Source organism: Paraburkholderia acidiphila, from assembly GCF_009789655.1.
Taxonomy (GTDB): Bacteria; Pseudomonadota; Gammaproteobacteria; order Burkholderiales; family Burkholderiaceae; genus Paraburkholderia; species Paraburkholderia acidiphila.
In genome coordinates this window covers 170,258-196,018 of the sequence record NZ_CP046910.1, presented here as the reverse complement: position 1 = coordinate 196,018, position 25,761 = coordinate 170,258, and the positions used below count along the sequence as shown (strand labels likewise).

The 25,761-nt window shown below is 64.6% G+C and carries 21 protein-coding genes and 4 pseudogenes; 15 read left to right on the top strand and 10 right to left on the bottom strand.

The features are described 5' to 3' along the window. Positions 1-17: 17 nt before the first annotated feature. A pseudogene (locus FAZ97_RS15350) lies at positions 18-428 on the bottom strand (methyl-accepting chemotaxis protein); the annotation flags it as partial. 446 nt (positions 429-874) lie between these two features. Next, positions 875-1,270: pseudogene (locus tag FAZ97_RS15345) on the bottom strand (methyl-accepting chemotaxis protein); the annotation flags it as partial. Positions 1,271-1,669: 399 nt separating this feature from the next. Between FAZ97_RS15345 and FAZ97_RS15340 the strand changes: the two are divergent. From FAZ97_RS15340 to FAZ97_RS15325, 4 genes are all read left to right on the top strand, one after another. Further along, positions 1,670-2,611 carry a DNA-binding protein gene (locus FAZ97_RS15340; protein ID WP_158759335.1) on the top strand — a complete coding sequence of 314 codons (942 nt, stop codon included), beginning with the start codon at positions 1,670-1,672 and terminating at the stop codon, positions 2,609-2,611. Then, positions 2,608-4,155, top strand: a complete 1,548-nt coding sequence (locus tag FAZ97_RS15335) for a tyrosine-type recombinase/integrase (protein ID WP_158759334.1) — start codon at positions 2,608-2,610, stop codon at positions 4,153-4,155. The genes FAZ97_RS15340 and FAZ97_RS15335 overlap by 4 nt, the downstream gene beginning before the upstream one ends. Positions 4,156-4,298: 143 nt before the next feature. Next, complete coding sequence (locus FAZ97_RS15330) at positions 4,299-5,261, top strand: zeta toxin family protein (protein WP_233271762.1); 963 nt, start codon at positions 4,299-4,301, stop codon at positions 5,259-5,261. Then, positions 5,258-5,602 carry a hypothetical protein gene (locus FAZ97_RS15325; protein WP_158759333.1) on the top strand — a complete coding sequence of 115 codons (345 nt, stop codon included), beginning with the start codon at positions 5,258-5,260 and terminating at the stop codon, positions 5,600-5,602. Before FAZ97_RS15330 ends, FAZ97_RS15325 begins: the two co-directional genes overlap by 4 nt. 90 nt (positions 5,603-5,692) lie before the next feature. On the opposite strand, the gene FAZ97_RS15320 is transcribed toward FAZ97_RS15325, so the two are convergent. Together FAZ97_RS15320 and FAZ97_RS15315 are read right to left on the bottom strand one after the other, a co-directional pair. After that, positions 5,693-7,888 (bottom strand): S8 family peptidase, encoded by a 2,196-nt coding sequence (locus tag FAZ97_RS15320; protein WP_158759332.1) that lies wholly within the window; start codon positions 7,886-7,888, stop codon positions 5,693-5,695. After that, entirely contained in the window at positions 7,878-9,074 is a 1,197-nt protein-coding gene (locus FAZ97_RS15315) for an AAA family ATPase (RefSeq protein ID WP_158759331.1), read from the bottom strand. The genes FAZ97_RS15320 and FAZ97_RS15315 overlap by 11 nt, the downstream gene beginning before the upstream one ends. 277 nt (positions 9,075-9,351) lie before the next feature. Here FAZ97_RS15315 and FAZ97_RS15310 point away from each other — a divergent pair. The 5 genes and pseudogenes from FAZ97_RS15310 to FAZ97_RS15290 all read left to right on the top strand — a co-directional run. Continuing rightward, positions 9,352-9,603 (top strand): annotated as a pseudogene (locus tag FAZ97_RS15310) (ATP-binding protein); the annotation flags it as partial. Positions 9,604-10,067: 464 nt separating this feature from the next. Then, complete coding sequence (locus tag FAZ97_RS15305; protein ID WP_158759330.1) at positions 10,068-10,391, top strand: ArsR/SmtB family transcription factor; 324 nt, start codon at positions 10,068-10,070, stop codon at positions 10,389-10,391. A gap of 83 nt (positions 10,392-10,474) precedes the next feature. Then, the gene (locus tag FAZ97_RS15300; protein ID WP_158759329.1) at positions 10,475-11,536 is read left to right on the top strand and encodes an alkene reductase; all 1,062 of its coding nucleotides are present in this window, start codon (positions 10,475-10,477) and stop codon (positions 11,534-11,536) included. 20 nt (positions 11,537-11,556) lie between these two features. Then, entirely contained in the window at positions 11,557-12,006 is a 450-nt protein-coding gene (locus FAZ97_RS35800) for a DUF3562 domain-containing protein (protein WP_407671847.1), read from the top strand. Positions 12,007-12,266: 260 nt separating this feature from the next. Then, positions 12,267-12,497: pseudogene (locus FAZ97_RS15290) on the top strand (DUF2866 domain-containing protein); the annotation flags it as partial. Between the two features lie 227 nt (positions 12,498-12,724). Here FAZ97_RS15290 and dapA read toward each other — a convergent pair. The 5 genes from dapA to FAZ97_RS15270 all read right to left on the bottom strand — a co-directional run bounded on the left by dapA (position 12,725) and on the right by FAZ97_RS15270 (position 15,698). Further along, positions 12,725-13,579, bottom strand: a complete 855-nt coding sequence (gene dapA / locus FAZ97_RS15285) for a 4-hydroxy-tetrahydrodipicolinate synthase (RefSeq protein ID WP_158759327.1) — start codon at positions 13,577-13,579, stop codon at positions 12,725-12,727. 137 nt (positions 13,580-13,716) lie between these two features. After that, the gene (locus FAZ97_RS35610) at positions 13,717-13,842 is read right to left on the bottom strand and encodes a hypothetical protein (RefSeq protein WP_267904747.1); all 126 of its coding nucleotides are present in this window, start codon (positions 13,840-13,842) and stop codon (positions 13,717-13,719) included. A gap of 51 nt (positions 13,843-13,893) precedes the next feature. Then, the gene (locus tag FAZ97_RS15280; protein ID WP_158759326.1) at positions 13,894-14,343 is read right to left on the bottom strand and encodes a bactofilin family protein; all 450 of its coding nucleotides are present in this window, start codon (positions 14,341-14,343) and stop codon (positions 13,894-13,896) included. A 55-nt stretch (positions 14,344-14,398) separates the two neighbouring features. Then, a complete protein-coding gene (locus FAZ97_RS15275; RefSeq protein WP_158759325.1) occupies positions 14,399-14,755 on the bottom strand; it encodes a hypothetical protein in 357 nt (118 codons plus the stop codon). After that, the gene (locus FAZ97_RS15270) at positions 14,748-15,698 is read right to left on the bottom strand and encodes a M23 family metallopeptidase (protein WP_158759324.1); all 951 of its coding nucleotides are present in this window, start codon (positions 15,696-15,698) and stop codon (positions 14,748-14,750) included. Before FAZ97_RS15270 ends, FAZ97_RS15275 begins: the two co-directional genes overlap by 8 nt. Before the next feature lie 301 nt (positions 15,699-15,999). Here FAZ97_RS15270 and FAZ97_RS15265 point away from each other — a divergent pair, with 301 nt between their 5' ends. Then, entirely contained in the window at positions 16,000-17,292 is a 1,293-nt protein-coding gene (locus FAZ97_RS15265; RefSeq protein ID WP_158759323.1) for an aspartate carbamoyltransferase, read from the top strand. Positions 17,293-17,375: 83 nt separating this feature from the next. On the opposite strand, the gene FAZ97_RS15260 is transcribed toward FAZ97_RS15265, so the two are convergent. Continuing rightward, positions 17,376-18,446 (bottom strand): zinc-binding dehydrogenase, encoded by a 1,071-nt coding sequence (locus FAZ97_RS15260; RefSeq protein WP_158759322.1) that lies wholly within the window; start codon positions 18,444-18,446, stop codon positions 17,376-17,378. Between the two features lie 104 nt (positions 18,447-18,550). On the opposite strand from FAZ97_RS15260, the gene FAZ97_RS15255 reads away from it, so the two are divergent. The 5 genes from FAZ97_RS15255 (at position 18,551) to FAZ97_RS15235 (ending at position 25,653) form a co-directional block, all read left to right on the top strand. Then, positions 18,551-19,486, top strand: a complete 936-nt coding sequence (locus tag FAZ97_RS15255; protein ID WP_233271761.1) for a LysR family transcriptional regulator — start codon at positions 18,551-18,553, stop codon at positions 19,484-19,486. Positions 19,487-19,661: 175 nt separating this feature from the next. Continuing rightward, positions 19,662-21,314 carry an FAD-dependent oxidoreductase gene (locus tag FAZ97_RS15250; protein WP_158759320.1) on the top strand — a complete coding sequence of 551 codons (1,653 nt, stop codon included), beginning with the start codon at positions 19,662-19,664 and terminating at the stop codon, positions 21,312-21,314. 358 nt (positions 21,315-21,672) lie between these two features. Then, entirely contained in the window at positions 21,673-22,389 is a 717-nt protein-coding gene (locus FAZ97_RS15245; protein ID WP_158759319.1) for a (2Fe-2S)-binding protein, read from the top strand. A 19-nt stretch (positions 22,390-22,408) separates the two neighbouring features. Then, on the top strand, positions 22,409-23,425 hold the full coding sequence (locus FAZ97_RS15240; protein WP_158759318.1) for an FAD binding domain-containing protein: 1,017 nt from the start codon (positions 22,409-22,411) through the stop codon (positions 23,423-23,425). Further along, positions 23,422-25,653 carry a xanthine dehydrogenase family protein molybdopterin-binding subunit gene (locus FAZ97_RS15235; protein WP_158759317.1) on the top strand — a complete coding sequence of 744 codons (2,232 nt, stop codon included), beginning with the start codon at positions 23,422-23,424 and terminating at the stop codon, positions 25,651-25,653. The genes FAZ97_RS15240 and FAZ97_RS15235 overlap by 4 nt, the downstream gene beginning before the upstream one ends. The last annotated feature ends 108 nt before the right edge of the window (positions 25,654-25,761 follow it).

Sequence of the window (25,761 nt, the reverse complement as noted above, 5' to 3'; positions counted from 1 at the left end):
CCTCCGGTTCAGCACCTGCGTGTCCGGTGATTAAATACCGCCACGGCTCCGCTCAGCCGCCGCTCGACGAGCGCCGCATTCTGCTGCGTCACCTCGTCCATCGGCGTGACCGCGCGCGCGACCTGGTCGATACCGCCCGACTGTTCCTGGGAGGCCGCCGCGATCTCGCCCATGATGTCGGTCACGCGCTGCACCGCGGCGATGATTTCGGTCATCGTGCGCCCTGCCTCATCGACGAGCGCCGACCCCGCCTGTACGCGCTCGACCGAGGTGTCGATGAGCCCCTTGATCTCCTTCGCCGCCACCGACGAACGCTGTGCGAGGCTGCGAACCTCGCCCGCCGCCACGGCGAAGCCGCGCCCCTCCTCGCCCGCGCGCGCCGCCTCGACGGCCGCGATGAGCGCGAGGATGTTGGTCTGAAACGCAATGACCTTCAGATAGACGTTTGCCGGATTCGTACTGGCGCGATCATGCTTTCTTGTTACTGATTTTCGTTGAGTGTGTTGGGCATCGGCGGGGGTACTTTATGCGGCTGATTAGAATAGCTGTAAAAGCTACTGCTACCGTTCGGGTTGTACCCATCCACCTGCCGATTCAAGTCTTGGAGCACCGAAGCGCAATAGTCCCGCGATACATTGGGGATGAATCTGCCCTCGCAGTTGCAATCCCCATACTCAACGCCATTTCGTACCTCACGGGGTACGTACGCTTGAGGACAAAACACTGAAGCTGATGCGTTCATGCTGTAAAGACACGCAGCTGAAACAAGCAGTGCAGGCAATGTCTTATTGAAATTTGGTCTCATATTTTGGTATTCAAAATTTTTGTGGAAATCAGCCTATCCATTTACGGCAAGTCCTCATAATTCTTTAATGCCTCTCGGGGCTCGGCCTGACCGGCATGGCGCTCTGGCTGCGTACGCGATGGTAGGCGCGAGGATATTGGTCTGGAACGCGATGCCCTCGATGATCGTGATGATGTTGGCGATCTTCGCGGAGCTGTCGTTGATGTCGCCCATCGTGCCGACGACCTGATTGACGACCGCACTGCCCTTGTTGGCGATTTCCGAGGCGTTGGCGGCAAGCGCGCTGGCCTGGCGGGCATTGTCGGCGTTCTGCTTCACGGTGCCCGTGAGCTGTTCCATGCTCGATGCCGCCTACTGGAGCGCCGAGGCCTGCTCTTCGGTGCGCGACGACAGGTCGAGATTGCCCGCTTCGATCTCACGCGCAGCCGTGGCCATTAGCCCGGCGCCCGAGTGCGCCGTCCGGATCCCGCGACTATCGCCGCCTTACCGGGAAGCAGCGCGTCTGCGTTCGATGCTCGCATCCCGCCTGCGGCAGAAGAATACCTGTCCGCGCAACAACACCCGACCAGACCGGTTGAGTTACCGCCCCGAAATTTCTCGCATCCCCTTCCCCGACGGCCTACTCACGGCACTTGCATTCGAATGGCGTGCTGGCCGCGATAATTAGAGTTATCACGCGACCCGGATTTTTAATCGCGTCAAAACGGCTTTCCTTGCGTCAGGCGCGTGCGTAATCCAGACTGGAATTTCCGCCCTGCGCCCCGGGCGGCCGGCGCTGTATCCGGTCCTGCATTTGCCCTTGCACCAGGCCGTGCCCCGCCGCCCGGAACGTGGAGTCCGCTGCGTCTGTTGCAGGAGTCCACCATGCCCCGTCCCGCCGCCGTCACCTCCGACGCAATCCGCGCCACCGTCCTCACGATGCTCGCCGAGGCCGGCGACCCGGCCCCTGCGTCCGACGCGCGCTTCCGCAAGATCATCTCGGTGCGGAAGCTCCGGGCGCGCCTCGGCGCGGGCGACCCGGCCATGCTGTCGCGCCACCTGAACGCGATCGAGGCCGAGCTGGTCCAGGCAGGCGTCACCGGCTTCGCCGTGCCCGACCTGCCGCCCGAGATCGCGCAGCAGATGCGCACGCTGTGGGAGGCAGCCGTCGCCACGCAGCTCGATGGCGTCGTGCGCCTGCGGCGCGAGGCCGAGGCGACGGCCCACGCGTCGGAAGAAGCGCAGCACAACGCGCAGCTGAGGGTCGAACTGCTGCGGGAGGAACTGGCGGAGGTGCGCGGGCAGCTCACGGCCCGCGACACGGCGCTGGCCGTGGCCCACACGGAAGCCGCGGCAGCGGCGAAACACGTCGCCACCCTGGAAGGGGCGGTGGCCGAACTGCGGTCGGAGCTGGCCGCAGCGGAAATGGCCGCAAGGGACGGCACGCAGGCCCATGCCGCAGACCTGGCCACCGAGCGCGCGCGCTACGACGGACTGTCAAGGCAACTCCTGCGGGAAACCGCGCATCAGCGCGAAACCTTCCAGACGGAGCGGCAGCGCCTCGAAGGCGAACTCGCGCGCGCCGCGGAGCGGCTGCAGGCCCTCGAATCCCTGCGCGAGCGGCTGCTCACGGAACTCGCCGCAGAACGCAGCGCCCGGCAGCAGACCGCCGCCGAGGCCACGGCGCTGGCCACCGTGATCGGGCAGCAGCGCCAGACGCTGCTGCGCGTGCGTACCGGCGCCGTCAACCGGAAACCCGCCGCCCTCCGGCCCGCGCTCGCCACCCACATGCCGAAGACCGGCGCCTCCAGGAGGAAAGCGCGATGACGCCGTCCGACTGGATCGACATGGGGTGTCGCCCACCACAACGCCTGCCCGGCAGCATGGAGGCCGCGCTGGAATACGTGGCAAACGCGCTCGGTCATCCTGTCTACCTGCACTGGACGCTCACGGCACTCAAGCGCGGCTGTCCCTCACTGGCCGACGCCAGGCGCGAACACCCCGCCGTGTTCGCACTGCTGCTGGAGCACGACGCCGTCATCGAGTACTGGGCACACGGGCGGGCGCGGGTCGTGCCGGCGGCGTGCGCCCCCGCGGCGGCCACGGTCCTCGCGCGCGTGCTGCAGCAGCACCGCCGGCGGTTTCGCCTCGCGCCACCCGAGGATGCCCACGCCGGGACGCCCGGCACCGCGCACGGCGAGTCACATGACAGCCTCGCCATACCCGACTCTGCACTGACCAGCGGGCCGCTGCTGCCTGCCGGCATCGATCCCGCGTGGCTGGCCCGTTCGGGGCGTTTTGCGAACCCGGTGCGGCTGACCAACACGCTGGGCGTGGCCGACGACGCCCAGGCAGTCAGGCTGTTCCTGCGTGAGCGAGCTGCGCACTCACCGCACACGCTGCGCGCCTATCTGACGGAGTTGCGGCGACTTGCCGCCTGGTGCATACGCGAGCGGCTCGGACCGTTTTCCGGCCTAAGCCGGCAGGACCTGATGGCGTACCGCGACGCCGTGCAGGCACCCCATGCCAGCGAGGCGGGAACCATCCGGCACGCCGCGCCCGCGACCGTCTCCCGCACACTCGCCGTGATCTCGAGCCTGTTCGCCTGGTGGCACCGCACGGGCTACCTCATTGTCAATCCCGCCGAAGGACTCGGGGCGGGACGCCGCGCGCGCATGACGTGGACACCCGTGCGCTTTCTGCCCGCCGCCGCCCTGTCCCACTGCGACGCGGTCATGGCAGGCGAAGCGCCCAGGAACATGCCCCCTGCGATCTGGGCCCGGCGCCGTGCAATCTGGTCGCTGTACCGTTTCTCCGGCGTCCGGCTCGCGGAACTGGTCTGGGACGAGGCAGTCGCCACGCCGTGGATCGCGGTCGATGAGGCACAACAGTGGACGCTGCACGTAACCGGCAAGGGCGGCAAGCCGCGCGCGGTCCCGCTACCGTCAGTCTGCCTGCCAGCCCTGCGCGCCTACCGGCATTCGCGCGTCCTGTCCGACGATCCGCGCGCTGGCGAGCGCCTGCCGCTGATCCACAGCGAGCGTGGCCACGCGCTTGGTGCAAGCGGGCTTTACGATGAAGTGCGGGCTGTCTTTGCGCTGGCTGCAGAGCGGCTGCCCCCCGCGGACGGCGCGATGCGTGCCGCACTCGAAGCGGCGTCCACGCACTGGCTGCGTCACGGTTATGCACGCACGCTCGTGGTCGATCGCCGGGTGCCGCTACCCGTTGCGCAGACACTGCTTGGCCACGCCTCGGTGCAGACGACCGCAGCGTACGCACGCACGGGGCAGGCCGAGACACGCGCGTTCGTGGAAGCCAGCTTCGCTTACAACGACGCCCCAGACACAGATGTTATGATGCCGGACGCATAAGTACCTGATTTGACTCATACATTTTGGCGACTTTTGCATCAAGCACTGGTAAAATCGACCGGTTGCCCCAGCCCGCAGTCTTTCTTTCCGACCGGCGGATCGGCAAATCATGCACCGTCTGCGCAAACCAGCAAGAGCCCGCCATGGCCAAGAACTACGCACGCCCTCTCCGTAACGACGAGGCAATTGACGCCTTCCTCACCAATTGTCTTGGTGTCAAAAAGTCAATCGTCCTGAAAAACCAGACGACGCTCCCCAAATCAGAAGTCTCGACACGCATTCGCGATGCCGAGTTTTCGGTCGACGGCGTAGCCAGTCAGACGACGCGTAAATTGGCAAGTTGCCGTCACGCAGCCTATCGCTCTGAAGACGACCGGGTGAGCCTCCGCGAGCAGATCGTCACCGAGCTCTGCACACTTCCCCGCCTTGACGACGACGAGAAGATTACACTGGGAAGTGGCGGCGCAATGCCCAAATCAGGCGCTGCACGGGCGGAGCGTAACGCCTATATCGTTACCGGCCTGCCAGCATCGGGTAAGTCCACACTCGTGAATCGTATCGCCGATGATCTGGGTGCCATGATCGTGGATTCCGACTATGCCAAGCGCAAGTTTCCAGAATTCACGGGAGCCGCGGGCGCCTATCTGGTGCACGACGAGTCGGCGATGCTCGTTGAGGGCGGCGAAGATGAAGATGACGACGAAGAGAACGCTCCGTCGTTGATGGGCTATTGCAAAGGAAAAGGCCTTAACATCGTATTGCCCAAGATTGGCCACGACCCCAAGAGCTTGAACAAGTTGCTCAATGCGCTGACGGAAGCGGGCTACAAGGTTCACCTGACCACGGTCGTCCTGTCGCGCGGCGACGCTACACTGCGGGCCGTCCAACGCTTCATCGAAACCGACCGTTACGTGCCCATTGGCCGGATTTTCGATATTTATGCGAACGATCCCGCCTTGACTTACTATCGGTTCAGGGTAGAACATTTGAATGCGTCCACCGGCTGGCATTCGTTCGGTGCACTGAGCAGCGAGAATTTCGCTTATCGCATGCTGGATTGTTCGGACGAGAGTAATCCAGCGGCCCTTTTTCGGGAAAAATCATGATTGAAAAACGACTCTCCCGGCGCCTCATAAAAGTGGCGAAGCGGAAACAACACACCCTCGAACTCCAGAAAGCAGTCAAGACCATTACTGCGATCGCGAACCAGGCCGACAAACTTGAGCTGGTCCGCACGGTTGTCTCGCCTGATACGGTCGTGGTCAAAGTCCAGAAAAAGAATAGCCCCCTGCGCGGCATCACTGAACACGGCCAGGCCAGCGCAAGCGCGGTCGGGGAGTTCGTTGACCAGAGCATCAGGGACACGGAGCGGGCCATCCGGACGCTGAACCGCTCACCGTCGGACAAGGTGAAGGCGTTCTACGAAAGCCTTGCCGCACAGGGTTGACCCTCTCGCCCGCTGCCGCACAAAGACAAAGCCCGCTCGATGAGCGGGCTTTGTCGTTCAGGTCGGGCGACTGGTATTGGCCTCAGGCACTCAGGTGCGGATATGCACCTGGGTTGCAAGCTTGACGGGCTGCAGCGTCTTGTATTTTTGCAGCACGCTGTTGTAGACCTCCGGGGTCCCAGCCACCGACAGCGTGACGACGAGCACATATGGCAGGGGCACCTGATCCTTCGCCGGCATGGCGCGCCCCTCCTCCCGCGTCAGATATTCGATATCGAAAACGGGATCCTTGAGCGTCGACGGATTGAACCTGCGCATGCGTGACAGGCACGCTTCCCACTTCTGCGCATCCCGTCGCAGGTCGTCTTCACTGTCAAAGCTGTCCTGGTTGAAGAACGGGAGGGTTTTTTTCGCGGCCTCGACCGGCCGGAACACGACGGTGAGTCCCGCTTTCGTATAGTTTAACGAATGAGCCGGATCCGTCGGCGTCGTGAATGCGAAAGTCGCCTGCACCGTCACTTTCCCGTTAAACGGAATATCGGGAAACGGGATCTTGGCGCGCACCGGCTGGCCAGGGTTAATCACGCCCTGATAGATCACCATGGCTTCGTTGTCCGCGCATCGAATCAGCCTGGCGGGATCCGTCTCAAAGCGCCCCCAACCCACCTGCCGTCCACCCGATGTGGGGTGCTGCTCGGCGCGGTGAATGAGCAGCGCACGAAGCGCCGTTGAGGACAGCGGCGCCTCAAGGGAAGCCGCCACCCCGATTGCCGCCCGGAGCACATGCGGGGCTGCAAAACTGGTGCCCTCCACGCCGATCACTTCCTCCTGACCGGGATCATAGACATGGAACGGCTCGCTCGCCGATCCACCGAAGGCGACCCCATCCGGTTTCATGAGCCCCGGGCTTCTGCCCGGCCCGATGCAGCTGTAAGCAGCCCGGTCCCAGGTATTTCCGCTCGAATTGGCGGCACCGACGCCGATGGCATTAACCATGTCGCTGGGCGGCTGAACCCGGCACATCGCCGGATCCGCATCGTCGCCGTCGTTGCCGACCGCGACAGTGGCGAACGTGCGTCCGTTCGACAGCCGGTGATCCAGCAGCGTGGTCCAGACATGGACATCATCGTCATCAATCGGAAGACACGGCCCGAGACTCAGATTGGCAAATTGAGGTTGATCATTGACGAGCACCCAGTCAATCTTATGCAGGACATCGAAGAGATCCGGATCCCCGCCGTTTGCTTTCCCGATCACACGATAGTGACGCACTTTCGCATAGGGGCGAGGCAATTCGCCCTCGCTGCTCGAGGCCTCGCCAAAAAGCACCGTCGAGGTCACGGCATTGCCATGCATCAATAACTTCGCCGTCGTGCCCTTGGTATCGGGCCAGGTGTATTCATCGACCCACTTCTGCAGGCGGTCATGCCCGATGCCACCATCGAACAACGCGACTGACATGTCGCTGTTGATGGCCGCCTCCGATGGAACGGACACAGTCTGCTCGACCGTCGCTGCCCTGACGACCACCGGTCGGTGCACGCGCAACGGTGCGATGCGGCGAACCACGCGGACAAAGCTGTATTCGGCCAGCGCGTCGATCTGACTGCGCGCAATGCGTACCGGCACAAAGGTCAGCATGGGCACATAGATCGCCTTGTCAATCAGTACCTCGGCTCCGCACTGGCTAGCCCAGGATACAAAGCCATCGAGCACGTAGCTCTGGTGCGTACCCGCATGGAGCACGACCTCCAGATCAACGTGCTCGTCGGCCTTACCGTCTCCAATCTGCCGGATCTTGCCGGCGGCACCCGATACCTGAAAGTCTTCGATCTTTCGATAGTCGTCGCGGAACGCGGCGGGCAGCCGTTCGCTCCAGAGGCCCCCCTCAAGCGCCCTCAGGCTACTTTGCGTCCCCGCGACAAACAGGACCGGCGCCGACTCCCCACCTTCCGGCGGATCCTTGCGCAACGACACTTGCGGCCGGATGAAGCGCCCCTTGCTGCCGACATGCCGGAGATCGAACTCGTTGAGCAGTTGCCGGGGGAAATAGCTCTTTGCCAGAAAAGCCGGATGCAGCGTCACTTCGACGACCGCTTCACCATGAGGCACCGTTGCCGGGTTCGCCGTCCCGACCTGATCGGCCGCTGCATCGATCAGCGTCGACAGCCGCGGCCTGATGGCCTGAAATTCATAGGGATACCGCTTGTCGCCCCCGCCGTGTTTAAGCGTTACAGGCGATACGAGCGTCTCCCCGTAGCCAATCAATAGATTCTTATTCGTCATCTCTATCCCCGAAGATCGATCTTATTTGCCGCCCGACAGTCGAATGCGCCAGCCCGACGCGCTTGGCAATTTCACGCTGGGTCAACCCCTGCAGATGCAATGATATGATCTCCAGCGTCTTTTCATCAGACAATTTCAAGGTGTCTTTAAGCTGTTCGATAACGGTCTTGCATAGACCATCTTCAAATCGCACGTTGTCCAGAATAGCGGCCTTGCGCGCTGCATTAACGATTTTTTCAAGACGCGCGTATGTCTGCCCCTGCAACAGCTCGCTGAGCTTCGCTGCGAGTCGTGGCTCGATCTGGCTGGCAAGCAGATAGTCGCGCACTCCGTCACGCGACGGGAGGTCAAAATTTAGAAGCAGCTCAAACCTTCGCCACACTGCAGGATCAAGCAGCTCCTCGTGATTCGTCGCGGCGATCAACAATGAAGAATCGGGCCACCCATCAACAGCCTGTAATAGCACCGTTACCAGGCGCTTCAATTCACCGACATCAGACTCGTCGTCGCGACGCTTGGCAATAGAATCAAATTCATCCAGAAGAAGCACACACGGGAATTGCTTGGCATAGTCCAGCACCGTCCGAATGTTGTTTCCAGTTTTTCCGAGAAAGCTGCTCATCACGCTGGACAGATCAAGCGTAAGCAGGGGCAGTTTCAATTCGGAGGCAACCCAGGTGGCCGTCATCGTCTTACCGACGCCTGGCGGCCCCGCAAGCAGCACCGACCTGATCGGACTGAGCCCACTCCGGCGCAGGATCTCCGCCTGTCGCCATTCACGAATGAGTTGTCCCACAGAAGCCGCAATGCCGTCGTTCCACGTTGGCTGCTTTGTGGCATGTTCAGAAGGGTGCGTAACGGAGATCAGCAGTTGCCGGCTGTCGCCGTCCACAGGAATGCCCGGCACGCTGTCTTTCGCCAACGAAGGGCCGCCACGTGAGGCCTCCCCTCGCTCAGGTATATATTGAACGGGCTTCTCCTCATCCCGATCATTTTGGTGGTGGTAAACCTCCCGGGTCGGCGCATCTCCCTGCGAAAGGATGCCAATCAGGCGCCCAGCGAGATCCGGCTCCCGCTGTCGCAGTCGACTGACGATCTTCCTGAGCCGCAGTTGAAAAGCCCGCTGATCCCCCTTCACTCCATTTTGCGCGAGACCAAGAACCAAATCGACAATTTCCTGATCCATTTTTTACCTTAAAAATCAATAGTTTAATGTGTTTGGTGCACATTTGCCATGTATTATATGAAATTGTGCGCCACGGCGGTGAGGTATTTGCCCGATGGATTCGCACTGGTGAACGCCTCGCGCCATCCGAAACGAATTTTCTGCGACACGCCATGTCCGCTTCAAAGTCAAAAATACTGTATATTTATACAGTATTTTTGACTTTGAAGCGCTCTTGCTCTTCGACGACAACGATGCGCCGGCTGTGTGACGCCGGAGACCTAGCACCCGCTCTCGCGTGCACGCAGTTGTCCAAGGTGTTGATGTGCTCAAGAGTCTCAAACTACGCGGCACAGCGAGTACCTGGCCGGGACTCCTCGCGCAGTCGCGTCACACTGAGTTCGAGCCGAAACGCTTCATGAAACTGTTGTTGATGGCTGAAACCGCCGAACGGCAGGTGCGCTCGATCGCTTACCAGATGACCGCTGCGCGCTTCCCGGCTCACCGTGACCAGAAGGGCTTCGACTTCGCCCAGGCGCACGTTGACGAAACGCCACCGCAGGGCAAAAACGTCTAGGAGGCACCTTCAGGGGCCCGCTGACACCTCCACACGTCCCGATCGGTTCGAAACTGGTCCATTCGCATGACGTCGACGTTGCCCCAAGCACGAAACAAAAATGAATGAATTGGCTAAAGCCTTAGCTGTTGGGGCAGGTGTGCACTATTAATTCGGCATCCGAATTATATTTGATCTAGAGCAGGCCCAATAATCCCGTCGTAGCCCCCGCATCTGACATGATCAAGAAAACCGGAATTTACATAAATATCAACTACTTAAATAGACATTCCCACAATACGAAATTCTAGGTGTGTTCTTTTTTGTCTCTTATCGATGCTGCTCCAGAAGTGCGCGCTTTTTTGTGTGTCGATAGCCGACAACCCTATTGAAAAGAGTGCCATCGCCCATATCGTATAATTCCGATATATGATTCGGACAGTTACGATGCAGCCGCAATGAAGAAGGCCCTCACCACCCCACCGCTAGACGTCGACGCGATCTGCAAAGCGCTCTCCAATCCCGTGCGCCGCGAGATCCTCGCGAGCCTGCGCGAGCCGCAGGCGCACTTTGGCGACCAGGAGCTGCCGCTCGAAAACGGCGTCTGCGCGGGCAAGATCGACGCGCATTGCCAGCTTTCGCAATCCACGGTGTCCGCGCATCTGGCCGTGTTGCAGAAGGCCGGGCTCGTCACGTCCAAACGCGTGGGGCAGTGGGTGTTCTTCAAGCGCAACGAGCCGGTCATCGAGGCGTTTATCGCCCATATGAACGCGCAGTTGTGACGCTTCAGCGACGCATCGTCCCGTTTCGATTCCTGTATCGCTTTTCAGCCCGCGGGCCGTGCCCGCAGACAAGGTGACCCTACATGGCAACGCTTTTCGACCCCATCCAGATCGGCGACCTCACGCTGCCGAACCGCATCATCATGGCTCCGCTCACGCGACAACGCGCGGGCGAAGTGCGCGTGCCCAACGCGCTCATGGCGAAGTACTACGCCGAGCGCGCGTCGGCCGGCCTCATCATCAGCGAAGCCACCTCGGTCACGCCGCAAGGCGTCGGCTATGCCGAAACGCCGGGCATCTGGTCGCAAGACCAGGTGGAAGGCTGGAAGATCGTGACCGACGCGGTGCACGCCGCGGGCGGCCGCATCTTCATGCAACTGTGGCACGTGGGCCGCGTGTCCGACCCCGTGTTCCTGAATGGCGATCTGCCGGTGGCGCCGAGCGCCATTGCGCCGCAAGGCAACGTGAGCCTCGTGCGTCCGCAACGCGGCTTCGTCACGCCGCGCGCGCTTGAAACCGAAGAAATCGCTGGCGTAATCGCCGCGTTCCGCCAAGGCGCGATCAACGCGAAGGCCGCCGGCTTCGATGGCGTCGAAATTCACGGCGCAAACGGCTATTTGATCGATCAGTTCCTGCAGGACAGCACCAATCAGCGTACGGACGCCTATGGCGGTTCGATCGAGAATCGCGCGCGGCTGCTGCTCGAAATTACCGATGCGTGTATCGATGTGTGGGGCGCGAATCGCGTGGGCATGCATATCGCACCGCGCGGCGACGCTCACACGATGGGCGATTCGAACCCGGCGGAGACGTTCGGCTATGTGGCGCGCGAACTCGGCAAGCGCAAGATCGCGTTCCTCTTCGCACGCGAATCGCTTGGCGATAACCGTCTCGGGCCGCAGCTAAAAGCAGAATTCGGCGGCCCGTTCATCGCGAACGAAAAGTTCTCGCTGGAATCGGCCCAGGCCGTGCTCGCGGCTGGCGAAGCCGACGCGGTCGCGTGGGGCCAGCTCTTTATCGCCAACCCCGATCTGCCGCGCCGTTTCGAATTGAACGCACCGCTCAACGCGCCGAATCCCTCGACGTATTACGCGCGCGGCGAAACGGGCTACACGGACTATCCGTCGCTCGAAAGCGCGGCGTAAGCATCGCATGCGTGCGGCTCGTGGCCGCACGCGAACTGGCGGCCACGGCGCAGGCATTCTGCCTCGCCGTGGCCGTTTTTCGCTGTTTTTCACTGGAAAGCCTGAAAACGCGAGGCCTGCGCGAGCGTGCCGGCAAAGCTCAGACAGATCCCCCAGTCGACACCGCCGCGACGATATCGCCCGATAGGCGGATTCAATTGGAATCCCGCGCCGGGATATCCTTGAATTCAAACCCTGCCTGCCAACCCCTCCTCGCTGACCGGAGCCAAGTCATGACGAAGACCGCAGATGTTGCCGAGATCGTCCATACCATCGCCGAAGAAACCAACACGCCGGAGGAAACGGTCGCGCGCATCTACGCCGACACGCTCAATGAATATCGCGCGCAGGCACGCATACAGGACTATCTGCCGCTGTTCGCCGCGCGCAAGACGCGTGCGACGCTGCGGCAAAATGGCACGAAGCACTAGTCGCCCGCACTAGTCGCGGTCTATCAGGTTCTTTGCGCCGGCCGCTGGGCCGGCTGCTCCAGCCGCGTATTTCAGCGCGGTGCGCGCCCACTGCGAGCGCGCACCGCTGCACCCATTGGCCCTCCCCGCCGCACACGTCGCTCGACGTCATCTCTTAAGGTTGGTTTAATTCTTTGCTGCAACCATAGGCTCAACCCCTGTTGAGCCGCCGGAACATCGGCGGCGTTTTTTTGTGCGGCAAGCCTAGGAGGAGCGAGTTCATGGTTGAAGACGATGTGCTGGTGCACCTGCAGTCCCTGCTGCGCGACGGCGCGGCTTCGACGGTCGCGTCATGCCGTGTCTCCACACCGCTTCAGCATCCGTGGGGCCGCGCCTACCGGCTAGTCGAATGGACGACGCCGCTCGACGACAGCGCGCGCCGCCAGGTCGTTCCCGCCGAGAGCACGGCACTCGATATCGCCCGCCTCGTTGCGCAGCACGTGCCCGGCCGCCGCATTCTGCTGAACGGCGAACCCGCCGCAGTCGAACGCCCGCGCACGCGCCGCCGCCGTGCATCGAGCGCCGCGAGCGCACGCGCGGCGCGCTAGCCTGGCAGCGCCGTCTTTCGCGCGGCGCGCACGCCGCATCTCATCTGTCCACGCCGCCGTCCTGCACTGGAAGTGCCGCACGGGCAGTGCCGCACGGGCAGTGCCGCACGGGCAGTGCCGCACGGGCAGTGTCAAACCACGAGCCGCGCCAGCGACTCCTCCAGTTCACCGCTCACGCGCGTCATCGGCGCGCGCAGTTCATTGCGGACCAGCCCGCACGCTGCAAGCCCCGCCTTCACCGGCCCCGGATTCGGCTCCGCGAACGCCGCGCGCACGAGCGGCACGAGCGTGTGCCAGATCGCGCGCGCATCGGCGAGACGCCCTTCATGCAACGCGCGCGCCATCGCCACGAAACGCTCCGGCCGCCAATGCGCCGACGCCGCAATCGCCCCGCTCGCGCCCGCGCACATCGCGCCGAACATGTCGATGTCCTCGCCGCAGAGCACCTGCAACCGGCCGTTGAGAATCAGCGCGAGCGTCTTGTCGAGCGAACCGCCGCAGTCCTTCACCGCGACGATGCGCTCGTGCGCGGCGAGTTCGAGCAGGCTCGGCAACTCGATGCGCACGCCGGTGCGCGCGGGGATGTCGTAAATGATCAAGGGCTTGCGGCTTACATCGGCGAGCGCCGCGAAGTGGCCGATCACGCCGGCCTGCGCCGGACGGATGTAGTAAGGCGCCGCCGCCAGCACGCCCGCAATGGGCCGCTCATTGAGCGCCGCGATGCGCTCGCAGACCGCCGCCGTGTGGTTGCCGCTCACGCCCGCCACGACCGGCAGGCCGCCTGCCGATGCCAGCACGGTGGCGAGCACGTCGTCCGCTTCCGCGTCGCTTAGCGCGGCGGGTTCGCCGGTCGTGCCGAGCGCGACAAAGCCGGCCACACCAGCCTCGACGTAATGGCGCACGAGCGTGTCGAGCGCGGCATGATCGACTGCGCCGGCGTTGAACGGCGTGATGAGCGGAATCCAGATACCCGAAAATTCAGACATGACTTTCCCTTGAACTCGACCGTATGGAAGGTCCGTTCAGCAGTGCGCAGGAGGGAAGCAAGCCGGGAGTGAGGCGGAAGGCCGGGCGCCTTCGACTGGCTGTTCCGTCGCACATCTGACGGAACAGCAGACTCCGGTCAGATGAGCGGCTGTTTTTTGGCTTTGACTTTCACCCACACCGAAGCGGCCTGCGCGAGCGACGACACCGCGCGCGTGGCGGCGGTGACATTCGGCAGATCGTGGCGGAGCGGGTGACGTGGCATGTCGCGCAGTGTAACCGAGATCGCGCGTTTACGGGCGCGCGCGGTTCGCACTCACTCGCGCGGCAGGACCTCGAATTGAGGCGAATCGAGCAGCAGACTCTGCATGTCGGCGCTATCGCTGCTGCTGCCGGGGTCGCGCTTGGTGAGCTTGCCGTCCACCGAAGCGCCGCAGTCCATCTGCAACTGCTGGTAGTAGATGTTGCCGACCACGTGCGCGTTCGCCTGCAGTTCGACGAAGTGATCGGCGATCACGTCGCCCTCGATACGCCCGTTCACCACGATGTCGTAGCCGTGCACGTTGCCTTCGATCGCGCCGCGCTCGCTCAGTACGAGCAGCGTTTTCGTGCCGGGCTTGCCGGAGACGTTGCCGTGCACACGGCCGTCGAGGCGCAGTCCGTCGGCGTATTCGAGGTCGCCCGTGATCGTGATGTCCTGCGCGATCAGCGTCGCCAGCTTGGTTTGTTCGATGCCGGGCTGCGGTTTTTTCTTGCTGCTGAACATGGAAAGCTACCGTGTGGTGTAAATGTCGATGAAGATGGGTGCTGCACTTCGCGCCTCAGCGCGAACCGGCGCCATGGTTGCGCAGGAACAGAAGCTCGGCCTGCAGCTTCGCGATGGTCGCCTGCGCGCCTTGTGCCGTGGTTTGCAACGCGGCGCGCGCGGCGCGCTCCTGTTCGAGCCGCAATTGCGTGTCGCTGAGTTCGCGACTCAGGGCATCGGGCGCGACCACGGGACAGCTCGGCCCGCCTTGCGGCTTGAGCAGCCACGCGCTCATGCCGGCGCCGGCTGTCGCGGCAAGCACGGCCCAAAGCGTCGCTCCACCCACGCGCCACGCGAGCGAGCGCACCGGTTGCAGTTCGTAAGCGCGATCGGCATTCGTATGCGTGCGCGGGGTACGTCGCGGATCAGCCATTGATGGGCGCGGCAAAGAGTGCGAGATAGTCGGCGGGATTGACGGGCTGGCCATGCACGAGCACTTCGAAGTGCAGATGCGGGCCGGTCGAGCGGCCGGTCGAGCCCACGTCGGCGATGTGCTCCTCGGGCAGCACGATCTGGCCCACCCGCACGTCGATCTTCGAGGCATGGCCGTAACGCGTGACGAAGCCGTTGCCGTGGTCGATCTCCACAGCATTGCCGTAGCCCGCCTTCGGACCTGCGAAGATCACGCGGCCGCCCGCCGCGGCGAGGATGGGCGTGCCAGTCGGCGCAACGAGGTCCATGCCCGGATGAAAGCTCAGACGCTGCGTGAACGGATCGATGCGATTGCCGAACGGCGAGCCGTTGCGGCCGCCTTCGAGCGGGCGGCGGCCCGGGAACGCGTCCCACGCCGCCTCGTGCTCGGCGGTGGCCTGTTCGAGCGCGGAAAGCGTCGCCGCCATGCAGTCGATCGCGCCGTTGACGGCCTTGGCGTCCGCCCGCGCAGCGGAAGCCTCCACGCAGCGGCGCGGCGCGAGCTCGGGGCCGCCCTCGCCGTCGGCGTCGTTGCCTTCATCGCCCGAGCGCGCGGGTGCGGGAGCCGTTGCGGCGCCGCGCGCCGGTTGCGCGCGCAGCCGCTGGTCGAACTGGCGCAATTGCGCCAGTTCCGCCGCGAGCCGCGCAATGCGCGGATCGAGCAAGGCGATGGAGGCGTCCATGCGCCCGATCTCGCCAACCACGTAATGATGCTGATTCGCCCCGTCGGCACCGGAAACGGCCGGAGCGCGCGCGAAATGGCCGATCGCCACGCCGCCGGCGAGCGCAAGCACGGCGGCCGCGCACGCGGAGGCGATCGCGGCGCGCCGCGCCGTCTCGTGCGTGACGAAGCGGACGTCGCCCTTGGTGAGGTCACCTGCAGAACTGGACCACGGCAATTTCATGGCTGGCTCCGAGCGGACCGTGCAAGTCGCACGCTCACCCAGCGGGAGCGCAATGAGGAAGGTAAAGCGGACATCTTCGACTGCCATGGCCGACGAGCGCCGGCCTGGAAAAATTCAAAGGGCCGATTATCGTGGCGTCGCAAAAAGCACTATCCCAAATTAAGGGCCACACGGCTCGACCTGCGATCTTGCGCGAGCGGCAACGCCTCGCAAGTGCTCCTCCGACAAAAGAACTTGACTTCTCACGCCGCCGAACTAATATACGCACCGCGTACATTAACCAGAACTCACGGGTGCCAGCATGAGCGTTCCGCAACAAGCCTTCCTCCGTGACGCCATGCGGCGTCTGAACATGACCCGCGACGCATTTGCAAGCCGCATCGGCGTGTCGCGTCGCGCGCTCGACACCTGGCTCCTCCCCGAGGAGTCGCAGGAATCGCGCGCCATGCCGGAGATCGTCGAGCGCTTCGTTTCGGAAATCGTCGGCAACGGCGAGCCGCGCGAAGACTATACGCAAAGCGTAGATTCGCGTTCGCTCGCCAGCCAGATGCAGTTCGAAGGCAAGCCGCAGCTGCTTTCCGTTGACCAGTTCTCGCGCGACTCCGTCGAAGCCCTGTTCCGCGTGGCCGACATCATGCAGCCCATCGCACGCCGTCGGAAAATCTCGCGCGTGCTCGAAGGCGCAGTGCTCGGCAATCTGTTCTTCGAAGCCAGCACGCGTACGCGCGTGAGCTTCGGCGCTGCGTTCTGCCGCCTGGGCGGTTCGGTGTGCGACACGACCGGCTTCACGTTCTCCTCGATGGCCAAGGGCGAATCGATCTACGACACGAGCCGCGTGATGGCCGGTTACGTGGATGCGATGGTGATTCGGCATCCTGATCAAGGCTCGGTAGCTGAATTCGCACGCGCGGTGAACATTCCCGTGATCAATGGCGGTGACGGTCCCGGCGAACACCCGAGCCAGGCGCTGCTCGACCTCTACACGATCCAGCGCGAGTTCTCGCGTCTGGGCAAGATCGTCGACGGCGCGCATATCGCGCTCGTGGGCGACCTCAAATACGGCCGCACGGTGCACTCGCTCGTGAAGCTGCTCGCGCTGTATCGCGGCATCAAGTTCACGCTCATCTCGCCGCCCCAGCTCGAAATGCCGGCGTACATCGTCGACAAGATTTCGACCAATGGCCACGTGGTCGAGCAAACGCACGACCTGCGCGCGGGTCTGCGCGGCGCGGACGTGGTGTACGCCACGCGCATCCAGAAAGAGCGCTTCGCCGACGAATCGTTCGAAGGCTACACGCCCGAATTCCAGATCAACCAGGCAACGATGGACGAGTGCTGCAGCGCCGAAACGCTCGTGATGCACCCGCTGCCGCGCGACAGCCGCCCGGGCGCCAACGATCTCTCGACCGATCTGAACCACGATCCGCGCCTCGCGATCTTCCGCCAGACCGACAACGGCATTCCGGTCCGCATGGCGATCTTCGCGGTGCTGCTCGGCGTGGAAAATCTCGTGCAACACTCGATGCGCGACGCCGTGTGGCGCCCGCCTGCCTACCTCGGTCCGGACGACGCTGTGTTCCACGGCATCGACTAACGCTCGTTGCACTCGCAACGAAATCGGCCCGCAAGCGTCAGTCGCGCATGCGGGCCGATTGGTTTATGGCGCGTGCGCGCGCTTTACGATGTGCACACCGCAACGCACGTGAGCCCTTCGGCCTTTTCCGCCGCGTCGATTGCGCTCTCCAGCGCATCGAACGCGTGGCGCTGCACTTCGATCGCATCGAGCGGCAACTGGCCAGACTGCACGACCGCGATCAGCGCGCGGTAGTCCGCGCCGCTGTACATGAAGTGGCCCATCAACTCCCAGTTGTTGAGCAGCATCTCCCCATACTTGATCGGCAAATCCACCTCCATGCTGCCCATCAGCACCATGCGGCCGTTGCGGCGCAGGCTGCGCAGCGCGGAGAGCGTGGCGCCCGGGTCGGTGGCATGGCCGACCATGTCGAAGGCGAGATCGGCCCCGCCGTTCGCGGCGGCGCGGATGGCCTCCACGTCGCGCGCCATCTCGCCGCTGAGAGCCACGGTCGCCACGCGGCCGCCGCCGAGCTTCGCGAGCGGCGCGAGCGCCGCCGCGCGCCGGCCGAGCGCCACCACACGGCCCGCGCCGAGCGCGAGCGCGTCGAGCACGGCCGCCGAGCCAAACGCGCCGGCTGCGCCGTTCACCACCACGGTTTCGCCTGCCGCGAGCCGGCCGCGCCGCAGGCCGCCGAACGGCACCACGAGCTTGCCGAGCGCCGCGAGCTGCGCCGAGGGCATGTGATCGAGGCCGTCGAGCGGGAACACCGTCGAGGCCGGAAACTCGACCGCCTCGCGCAGCGTGCCGTGCGGGAAATCGCCGAGCATGGGCGCGCTGTCCGGGCTGATCGCCGTGAGCCCGATCAGCGCCTGGGCGGGCTCGCGCAGCGCCTCGTCCGCGACCCAGTAGGGGCTCAGCGCCACGCGCTGACCCACGCGATAGCCATACACGCCTCCGCCGACCGCGAGCACCCGGCCGATGGCGTTGGTGCCCGGTGAAAACGGCCCCGGCGGATAACCGTAGGGCAGTTTGCCCTGCACGTACTGGCGCGTGTAGCTCAGGAGCGGCACAGCCTCCACGCCCACCAGCAATGCGCCGCGGCGCGGTTCGGGTTGCGGCACCTCGCGCAGCGCGAGCGGCTGGCCGGGTTGATCGAGCATCCAGGCTTTCATGGCTTCTCCAGGTGGAAAGGGGTTTCACGGTTGATCCGACGGATTGAACTCTAGGCGAGCCGCACGTATTCTTGAAATCAATCGCCAACATTCCACCTATCACCGTGATTGATCTCTCCGGCATCGATCTGAACCTGCTCGTGTCGCTCGACGCCCTGCTCGCCGAGTCGAACGTCACGCGCGCCGCCGCGCGCCTGAATCTCACGCAGCCGGCCGTTTCGGCCCAGCTCGCGCGGCTGCGCCAACTCTTCGACGACCCGTTGCTCATTCCCGCCGCGAGTGGCCGCGGCATGACGCCCACGGCGCGCGCGCTCGAACTCATGGAGCCGCTGCATGCGGCGCTCAAAACGCTGGAAACCGTGGTGCGCCGGGAGCCCGCCTTCGATCCGCTCACCGGCACGCGGCGCTTCGTGGTCGCCGCAAGTGACCAATGCGTGGCCGTGCTGGGCCTGCCGCTGATGATCGAATGGCCGCGCGTGGCCGGGCCCGGGCTGCAACTGGCGTTCATCGCCATTGAATCCGGTTCGCTCGCGGAGCGCTTCGAGCGCGGCGAGGTCGATTTGCTGCTCGGCTCCGCGCAGCAGGTGCCGCCAACGCTGAAAGCCAGAAAGCTCTACGACGAGCGCTTCGTCGTGGCGCAGCGTAAAGGGCACCCGCGCGGCGCCGCCGCATTCGACCTGGACGGCTATTGCGCGCTCGAGCACGTGCTCGTTTCGACCAGCGGCGCGAGCTTCTTCGGCTTCATGGACGAGCATCTCGAAGCGCTTGGCCGCCGCCGCCGCGTGGCGCACTCGGTGCAGCACTTCACGCTCGTGCCCGAGGTGCTTGCGTGCACGGATTACGTGGCGACGCTCCCTTACAGGCTCATCGCGCGCTACCGCGACCGCGTGGACCTGTTCGAATTGCCGTTCGAGGCACGCGGCTTTTCGATGCATGCGGCATGGCATCCACGCAATCACGCCGACCCCGCGCTCGTGTGGCTTCGCGAGACGGTGGCTGCGTTGACCACCGGCGACATGGTTAGCGATCCTCTCGATTGAAACGCATGCGCAATTCGTCAGTCAATTGGTTCGGCGAACAACGAGGAAAACGGCTGCAGCCGCGCCAGCTATACTGCGTGAGACGTCAAAAAAACGGCCGCGCCGCAACACAAAAGCACGGCCCCCGCGCCGCTGTCCCATCGTCGTTTCCTGCTTGCCCGCTACCTGCGAAGCCATGCTGACCCCAGACGAAATCCGCGCGGTGCCGCTTTTCTCCACGCTCCCCGAAGCCGAACTCGAACGCCTCGCCCAAACTTCCGCGGATTTGCATCTGAATCCCGGTGAATACGCCGTGCATGAAGGCGGCGAGCGTGCGCTGTATGCCGTGCTGTCCGGCAAGATGGAGGTCGTGAAGCTGTTCGACGGCGTCGAGCGCACGCTTGGGTGGCGCTTGCCCGGCACGATCTTCGGCGAGGTTCCGCTCGCGCTCAGCTCCCCCTTTCCCGGCGCGTATCGCGCGGCCCTGCCCTCGCGCGTCATGCGCGTGGACGCGCAGCACTACTACGCGCTCGCCGCCGCCTCGTCCGAGGTCGCCACGCGCATGGGCGCGCTCGCGCGCGAACGCATAGGCGGCTTGCAAGGCCTTTCCGCGGAGCCGCCGAAAACGCGCGTCACGCTCGTTGGTGCGCGCTGGGACCCGGCCTGCGCGAACCTGCGCCAGTTCCTCGCGCGCAACCAGATCAGCTGCGAGTGGATGACACCCGATGCGCCCGAACTCAAGGCGCGCTGGAACGGGCCGTGCCCGAAAGAACAGGACTGCCCGACTTTGCGCCTCGCCGACGGCACGTTGCTAAGCCGCCCCGCAACGCGCGACCTCGCGGAGCGCCTCGGGCTACAAACGCAGCCTCGTCTCACGGAATACGACACGCTGATCATCGGCGGCGGCCCGGCTGGGCTTGCCGCTGCTGTCTATGGCGCATCCGAAGGACTCCGTACCATCGTGGTCGAACGGGAAGCGCCGGGCGGCCAGGCTGGCACCTCATCGCGCATCGAAAACTATCTGGGCTTTCCCGGCGGCATTTCCGGCGACGAACTGGCGAGCCGCGCGTTGCAGCAGGCAAGGCGCCTGGGCGCGGAAATCCTCGTCACGCGCGCCGTCGCGCGAGTCGACACCGCCGCGCGCGAAGTCCATCTCGACGGCGGCGACATGGTCCGCGCACACACGCTCATTCTCGCGACGGGCGTCACGTGGCGGCGCCTCGCAATCGAAGGATTCGACCGCTTCATCGGCAAGGGCATCTATTACGGCGCGGCGCGCAGCGAAGCAAGCGGCACACACGGACTCGACGTGTATTTGATCGGCGGCGGCAATTCGTCGGGACAAGCCGCGCTGTACTTCGCGAATCATGCGCGCGCCGTCACGCTCATCGTGCGCGGCGAATCGCTCGAGAACAAGATGTCGCGCTATCTCGTCGAACAGTTGGCCGGGAAAGAGAACGTGCGCGTCGAACTGAATTCCGAAGTGGTCGGCGTGCATGGGGAGACGCATCTCGACGCCATCGACGTGCTCAATACGGCCAGCGCAAGCGTGAGCCGGCGCGAATGCGGCGGCCTGTTCGTGTTCATTGGCGCAGACGCCGAAACGGGCTGGCTGCCGCCCGAGATCGCCTGCGATAAACGCGGCTACGTATTGACCGGCGACGATGCCGTGAAGGCCGGACGCTGGTCGCACCGGCGCGATCCTTACCTGCTCGAATCGAGCGTGCCCGGCATCTTCGCTTGCGGCGACGTGCGGCTGAGCCCGGTCAAGCGCGTGGCCTCAGCCGTGGGTGAAGGCAGCATGGCAATCGCCTTCGTGCATCGTTACCTCCAGGAAGACCGCGCGTAATATCGCGCGAAACCACTCGCCGCGCGCGAACTTTCAATACGCTTCTTTTCCTCTTGCTGTATTGCGTTCCTGTCCACCGCGCCAGCTTCGTGCCGGGCTGGCGTCAGCCGTTCGACAGCGATGTGCCATCAAGCAATATGCAGCGAAAAATTCACACGCAAGCGCTTTACTTTCGTGTTCGAGAAGTGCAATTTGCAGTTCTGCAATGCCCGGCCGAGCGGCCGCGGCATTGGAATTGCTTCACGAAAGAGGCGTCCCGCTGCGCGACCAAGTCCTGCGCAACCCCGCGCGGCCAGCGCTTGAAGTCCCGGCTTACGTTCTTTACGTTCCGTCTTCATCCTGGAGTCCGCAGATCGCCATGTCCAACGAACGTCCCCTCGATGCGCCGTGCGATTGCGACGACGCCTCTCAAACTTCCCCCTCGCGCGCGCCCGCCGACGTTACGCGCCGCCGCTTCCTGCAATCGGCCGCCGCCGCTGCCGCGCTGAGCGCAACACCTCATCTGCATGCGCAAAACGCGCCGTCGGCCACCGCCCCAACGCAAGCACCACCGCCTGCACCCGCGCAACCGGTCAGGCTCGATATCAACGGCCGCGAATATGCGCTGCATATCGAACCACGCGTTACGTTGCTCGATGCGCTACGCGACTATGCGGGTCTCACCGGCACGAAGAAGGGCTGCGACCGTGGTCAGTGCGGCGCGTGCACGGTGCTCGTGGAAGGAAGGCGCATCAACAGCTGTCTCACGCTCGCGGTAATGCACGAAGGCCAGCGCATCACCACGGTCGAAGGGCTCGCGGGCGTGGCCTCGCTGAGTCCCGTGCAGCGCGCCTTTATCGAGCACGATGCCTTTCAGTGCGGCTTCTGCACGCCTGGCCAGTTGTGCTCGGCAACGGCATGCCTGAGCGAATTCTCGGCAGGCACGGCGAGCGCCGCCACGCCCGACGTGCGCACACGCCCCGCGCAACTGAGCGACGCCGAAATACGCGAGCGCATGAGCGGCAACATCTGCCGCTGCGGCGCCTATGTCAACATCGTGGCCGCCGTGCGCGACGTGCACACGGCCAGCGCCTGAGTGCGGAGGAGGCACAAATATGGATGCCATCTCTTACCAGCGCGCCGCCGACGTGAACGGCGCAATCGCCGCCGCGCAGCGACCCGGCGCGGTGTTCATCGGCGGCGGCACGAATCTGCTCGATCTCATGAAAGGAGGCGTCGCGCATCCGGTGACGCTCATCGACATCACGCGCATCGAGGCGCTCGATCAAGTCGATACGCTGCCCAACGGCGGCCTGCGCATCGGCGCGCTCGTGCGCAACAGCGACGCGGCCAATCACACGCTCGTGCGTACGCGCTACCCGTTGCTTTCGCAAGCGCTGCTCGCAGGCGCCTCGCCGCAACTGCGCAACATGGCGACCATAGGCGGCAATCTGATGCAACGCACGCGCTGCCCGTACTTCTACGACACCGCGTTCAGCCAATGCAACAAGCGCGCGCCCGGCAGCGGCTGCGCGGCGGTTGACGGCTTCAACCGCATGCATGCGATCCTCGGCGCCAGCGCGCAATGCGTGGCGGTCAATCCATCCGATATGAGCGTTGCGCTCGCGGCGCTCGACGCCACCGTGCAGGTGAGCGGTCCGCGCGGGACGCGTTCGATTCCATTCGCGTCATTCCATCGCTTGCCCGGCGACCGGCCCGATCTCGACACGACGCTCCAATCAGGTGAACTGATCACTTCGGTCGACTTGCCGCCACCCATGTTCAGCGAGCACTCGCACTATCTCAAGATCCGTGACCGCGCGAGCTATGCCTTCGCGCTCGTCTCGGTGGCGAGCGCGCTGCAACTCGACGGCCACCGCATACGCACGGCACGCATTGCACTGGGCGGCATCGCGCATCGGCCCTGGCGCGCGAGCGTGGCGGAGCAGCATCTCGCGGGAAAAACGCTCAATGCGGCGACGCTGCGCGAGGCCGCAGCAGCGGAACTCGCACAAGCGAGGCCGCTGAGCGGCAATGCCTTCAAGATCGGGCTCGCGCAGCGCGCGATCATTCGTTCGACGATGCTCGCCGCCGCCGGCACGCAAGCGCAAAACACCGGAGAGATCGCATGAGCACGCTGACCGGACAGCCGATGGACCGCATCGACGGCATGCTCAAGGTCACGGGCGGCGCACTCTACGCGAGCGATTTCCCCGAAACGCGGCTCGCCCATGCCGTGCTAGTCACCAGCACGATTGCGAGCGGCACGATCACGTCGATCGACGCGAGCCGCGCGCAGTCCATGCCCGGCGTGCTGCTCGTCATGACGTACCAGAACGCGATGCGGCTGCCCAACGGCGGGCGCTCGCCGCTCAAGCCGCCCGCCGGGCGGCACCTCACGCTGCTGCAGGACAATGTCGTGCGCTACAGCAACGAGCCCGTTGCGGTCGTGGTGGCCGACACGCTCGAACATGCGACGGACGCCGCGCGTCACCTCGACATCGCCTACTCGCCGACGCAGGCCACGCTCGACTTCAACCGCGCGAAGGGCGACGCGCACGCACCGCCAAGCCCGATGGGCCGCCCGGTCGAATCGACGCGCGGCAACGTGGAGGCCGGCATGAGCGAGGGTGCGGTACGCCTCGACGCGGTCTACACGACGCCCACGCAGTTCCACAACCCGATGGAGCCGCACGCGACGATGGCCCGCTGGGACGGCCCCGATCTCACGCTCTACGACGCCACCCAGGGCGTGAGCGGCGCACGCAACGCCGTGGCGGCCGTGTTCGGCATCGCGCCCGACAACGTGCGCGTGATCTCGCCGTTCCTCGGCGGCGGCTTCGGCTGCAAGGGGTCGTCGTGGTCGCACGTGAGCCTGTGCGCGATGGCCGCGAAGCAGACAGGGCGCCCCGTGCGCCTCGCCCTCGCGCGCCCGCAGATGTTCGGGTCGGTCGGCTCGCGCCCGCACACGGAGCAGCAGCTCTCAATCGCCGCGCGCACGGACGGCACGCTCACGGGCCTGCGTCACGACACGCTCGCCCACACGTCCACGTTCGAAGACTGGCTGGAGATGTCCGGCCTCATCACGCGCATGATGTACGCGGTGCCCAATTGCAGTACAAGTCATCGTGTCGTACCCCTGAACGTCGGCACGCCGACCTTCATGCGTGCGCCCGGCGAAACCACGGGCTCGTTCGCGCTCGAATCCGCCATGGACGAGCTGGCGTGGCGACTGAAGATGGACCCGGTTGCGCTGCGCCTGAAGAACTACGCCGAAAGCGAGCCGCAGGACGGCAAGCCGTGGTCGTCGAAAGCGCTGCGCCAATGCTATGAAGCAGGCGCGCAGCGCTTTAACTGGTCGCGGCGCGTCGCCACGCCGCGCGCCATGCGCAACGGCAATACGCTCATCGGCCTCGGCATGGCGAGCGCGACGTACCCCGCGAACCGCAGCGAAGCCGCCGCCGTGGCGCGCATCCTGCCCGACGGCACCGCGATGGTCGCGTCGGGCACTCAAGACATCGGCACCGGCACTTACACGGTGATGACCCAGGTGGCCGCCGACGCGCTCGGCTTCCCGCCCAATCGCATCCGCTTTGCGCTGGGCGACTCGACCTTGCCGCAAGCACCGGTTTCAGGCGGCTCGCAGTCGGCGGCAAGCGTCTCGCCCGCCGTACAAGCCGCGTGTACGGCCGTGCGCGACAAAATCGTCGCGCTCGCGCGCGCCGACCGCGGCTCGCCGGTCTACGGACTCGCCGCCGACGACGTCGCCGTGCAGGACGGCTGGCTCGTGAGCCGCACCGACACCTCGCGACGCGATCCGGCCGCCGCCGTCATCGCACGCGCGGGCGGGCAGCCGGTCGAGGCACAGGTCGCGACGAGGCCCGGCGCGGAAAAGCAGCAGTATGCATTTCACTCATTCGGCGCAGTGTTCGCCGAAGTGCATGTCGATGCCGATACGGGAACGATACGGGTGGCGCGCATCGTCGGTGCATATGACGTAGGACGCGTGCTCAACGAAAAGACAGCGCGCAGCCAATTGATGGGCGGCATGGTGTGGGGCGTGGGCACGGCCCTGCACGAAGAGGGGCTTTTCGACACGCGCATGGGTCGCATTGCGAACAATAACCTCGCGGAATATCACGTGCCCGTGAACGCGGACATCGGCGAACTGGACGTGCTGTTCGTGGGCGAGCCGGATTTGCACTTCAATCCGCTCGGCGTGCGCGGCATCGGCGAGATCGGCATTACCGGCGTGCCGGCGGCCATTGCGAACGCGGTGTATCACGCCACCGGCGTGCGCGTACGCGATTTGCCGATCACGCTCGACAAGGTCGTTGCGCAGACGAATTCGCTTGCGTGAGCGGCACTGCGCGCGCTGCAATGAAAGTCCTGCACCCGCATAGTGCAGAGCGGTCGCTAAATGCAGGTCGATTGGCGCGCGCGGGGCTTGCCTCACGCGCGCTTGCGC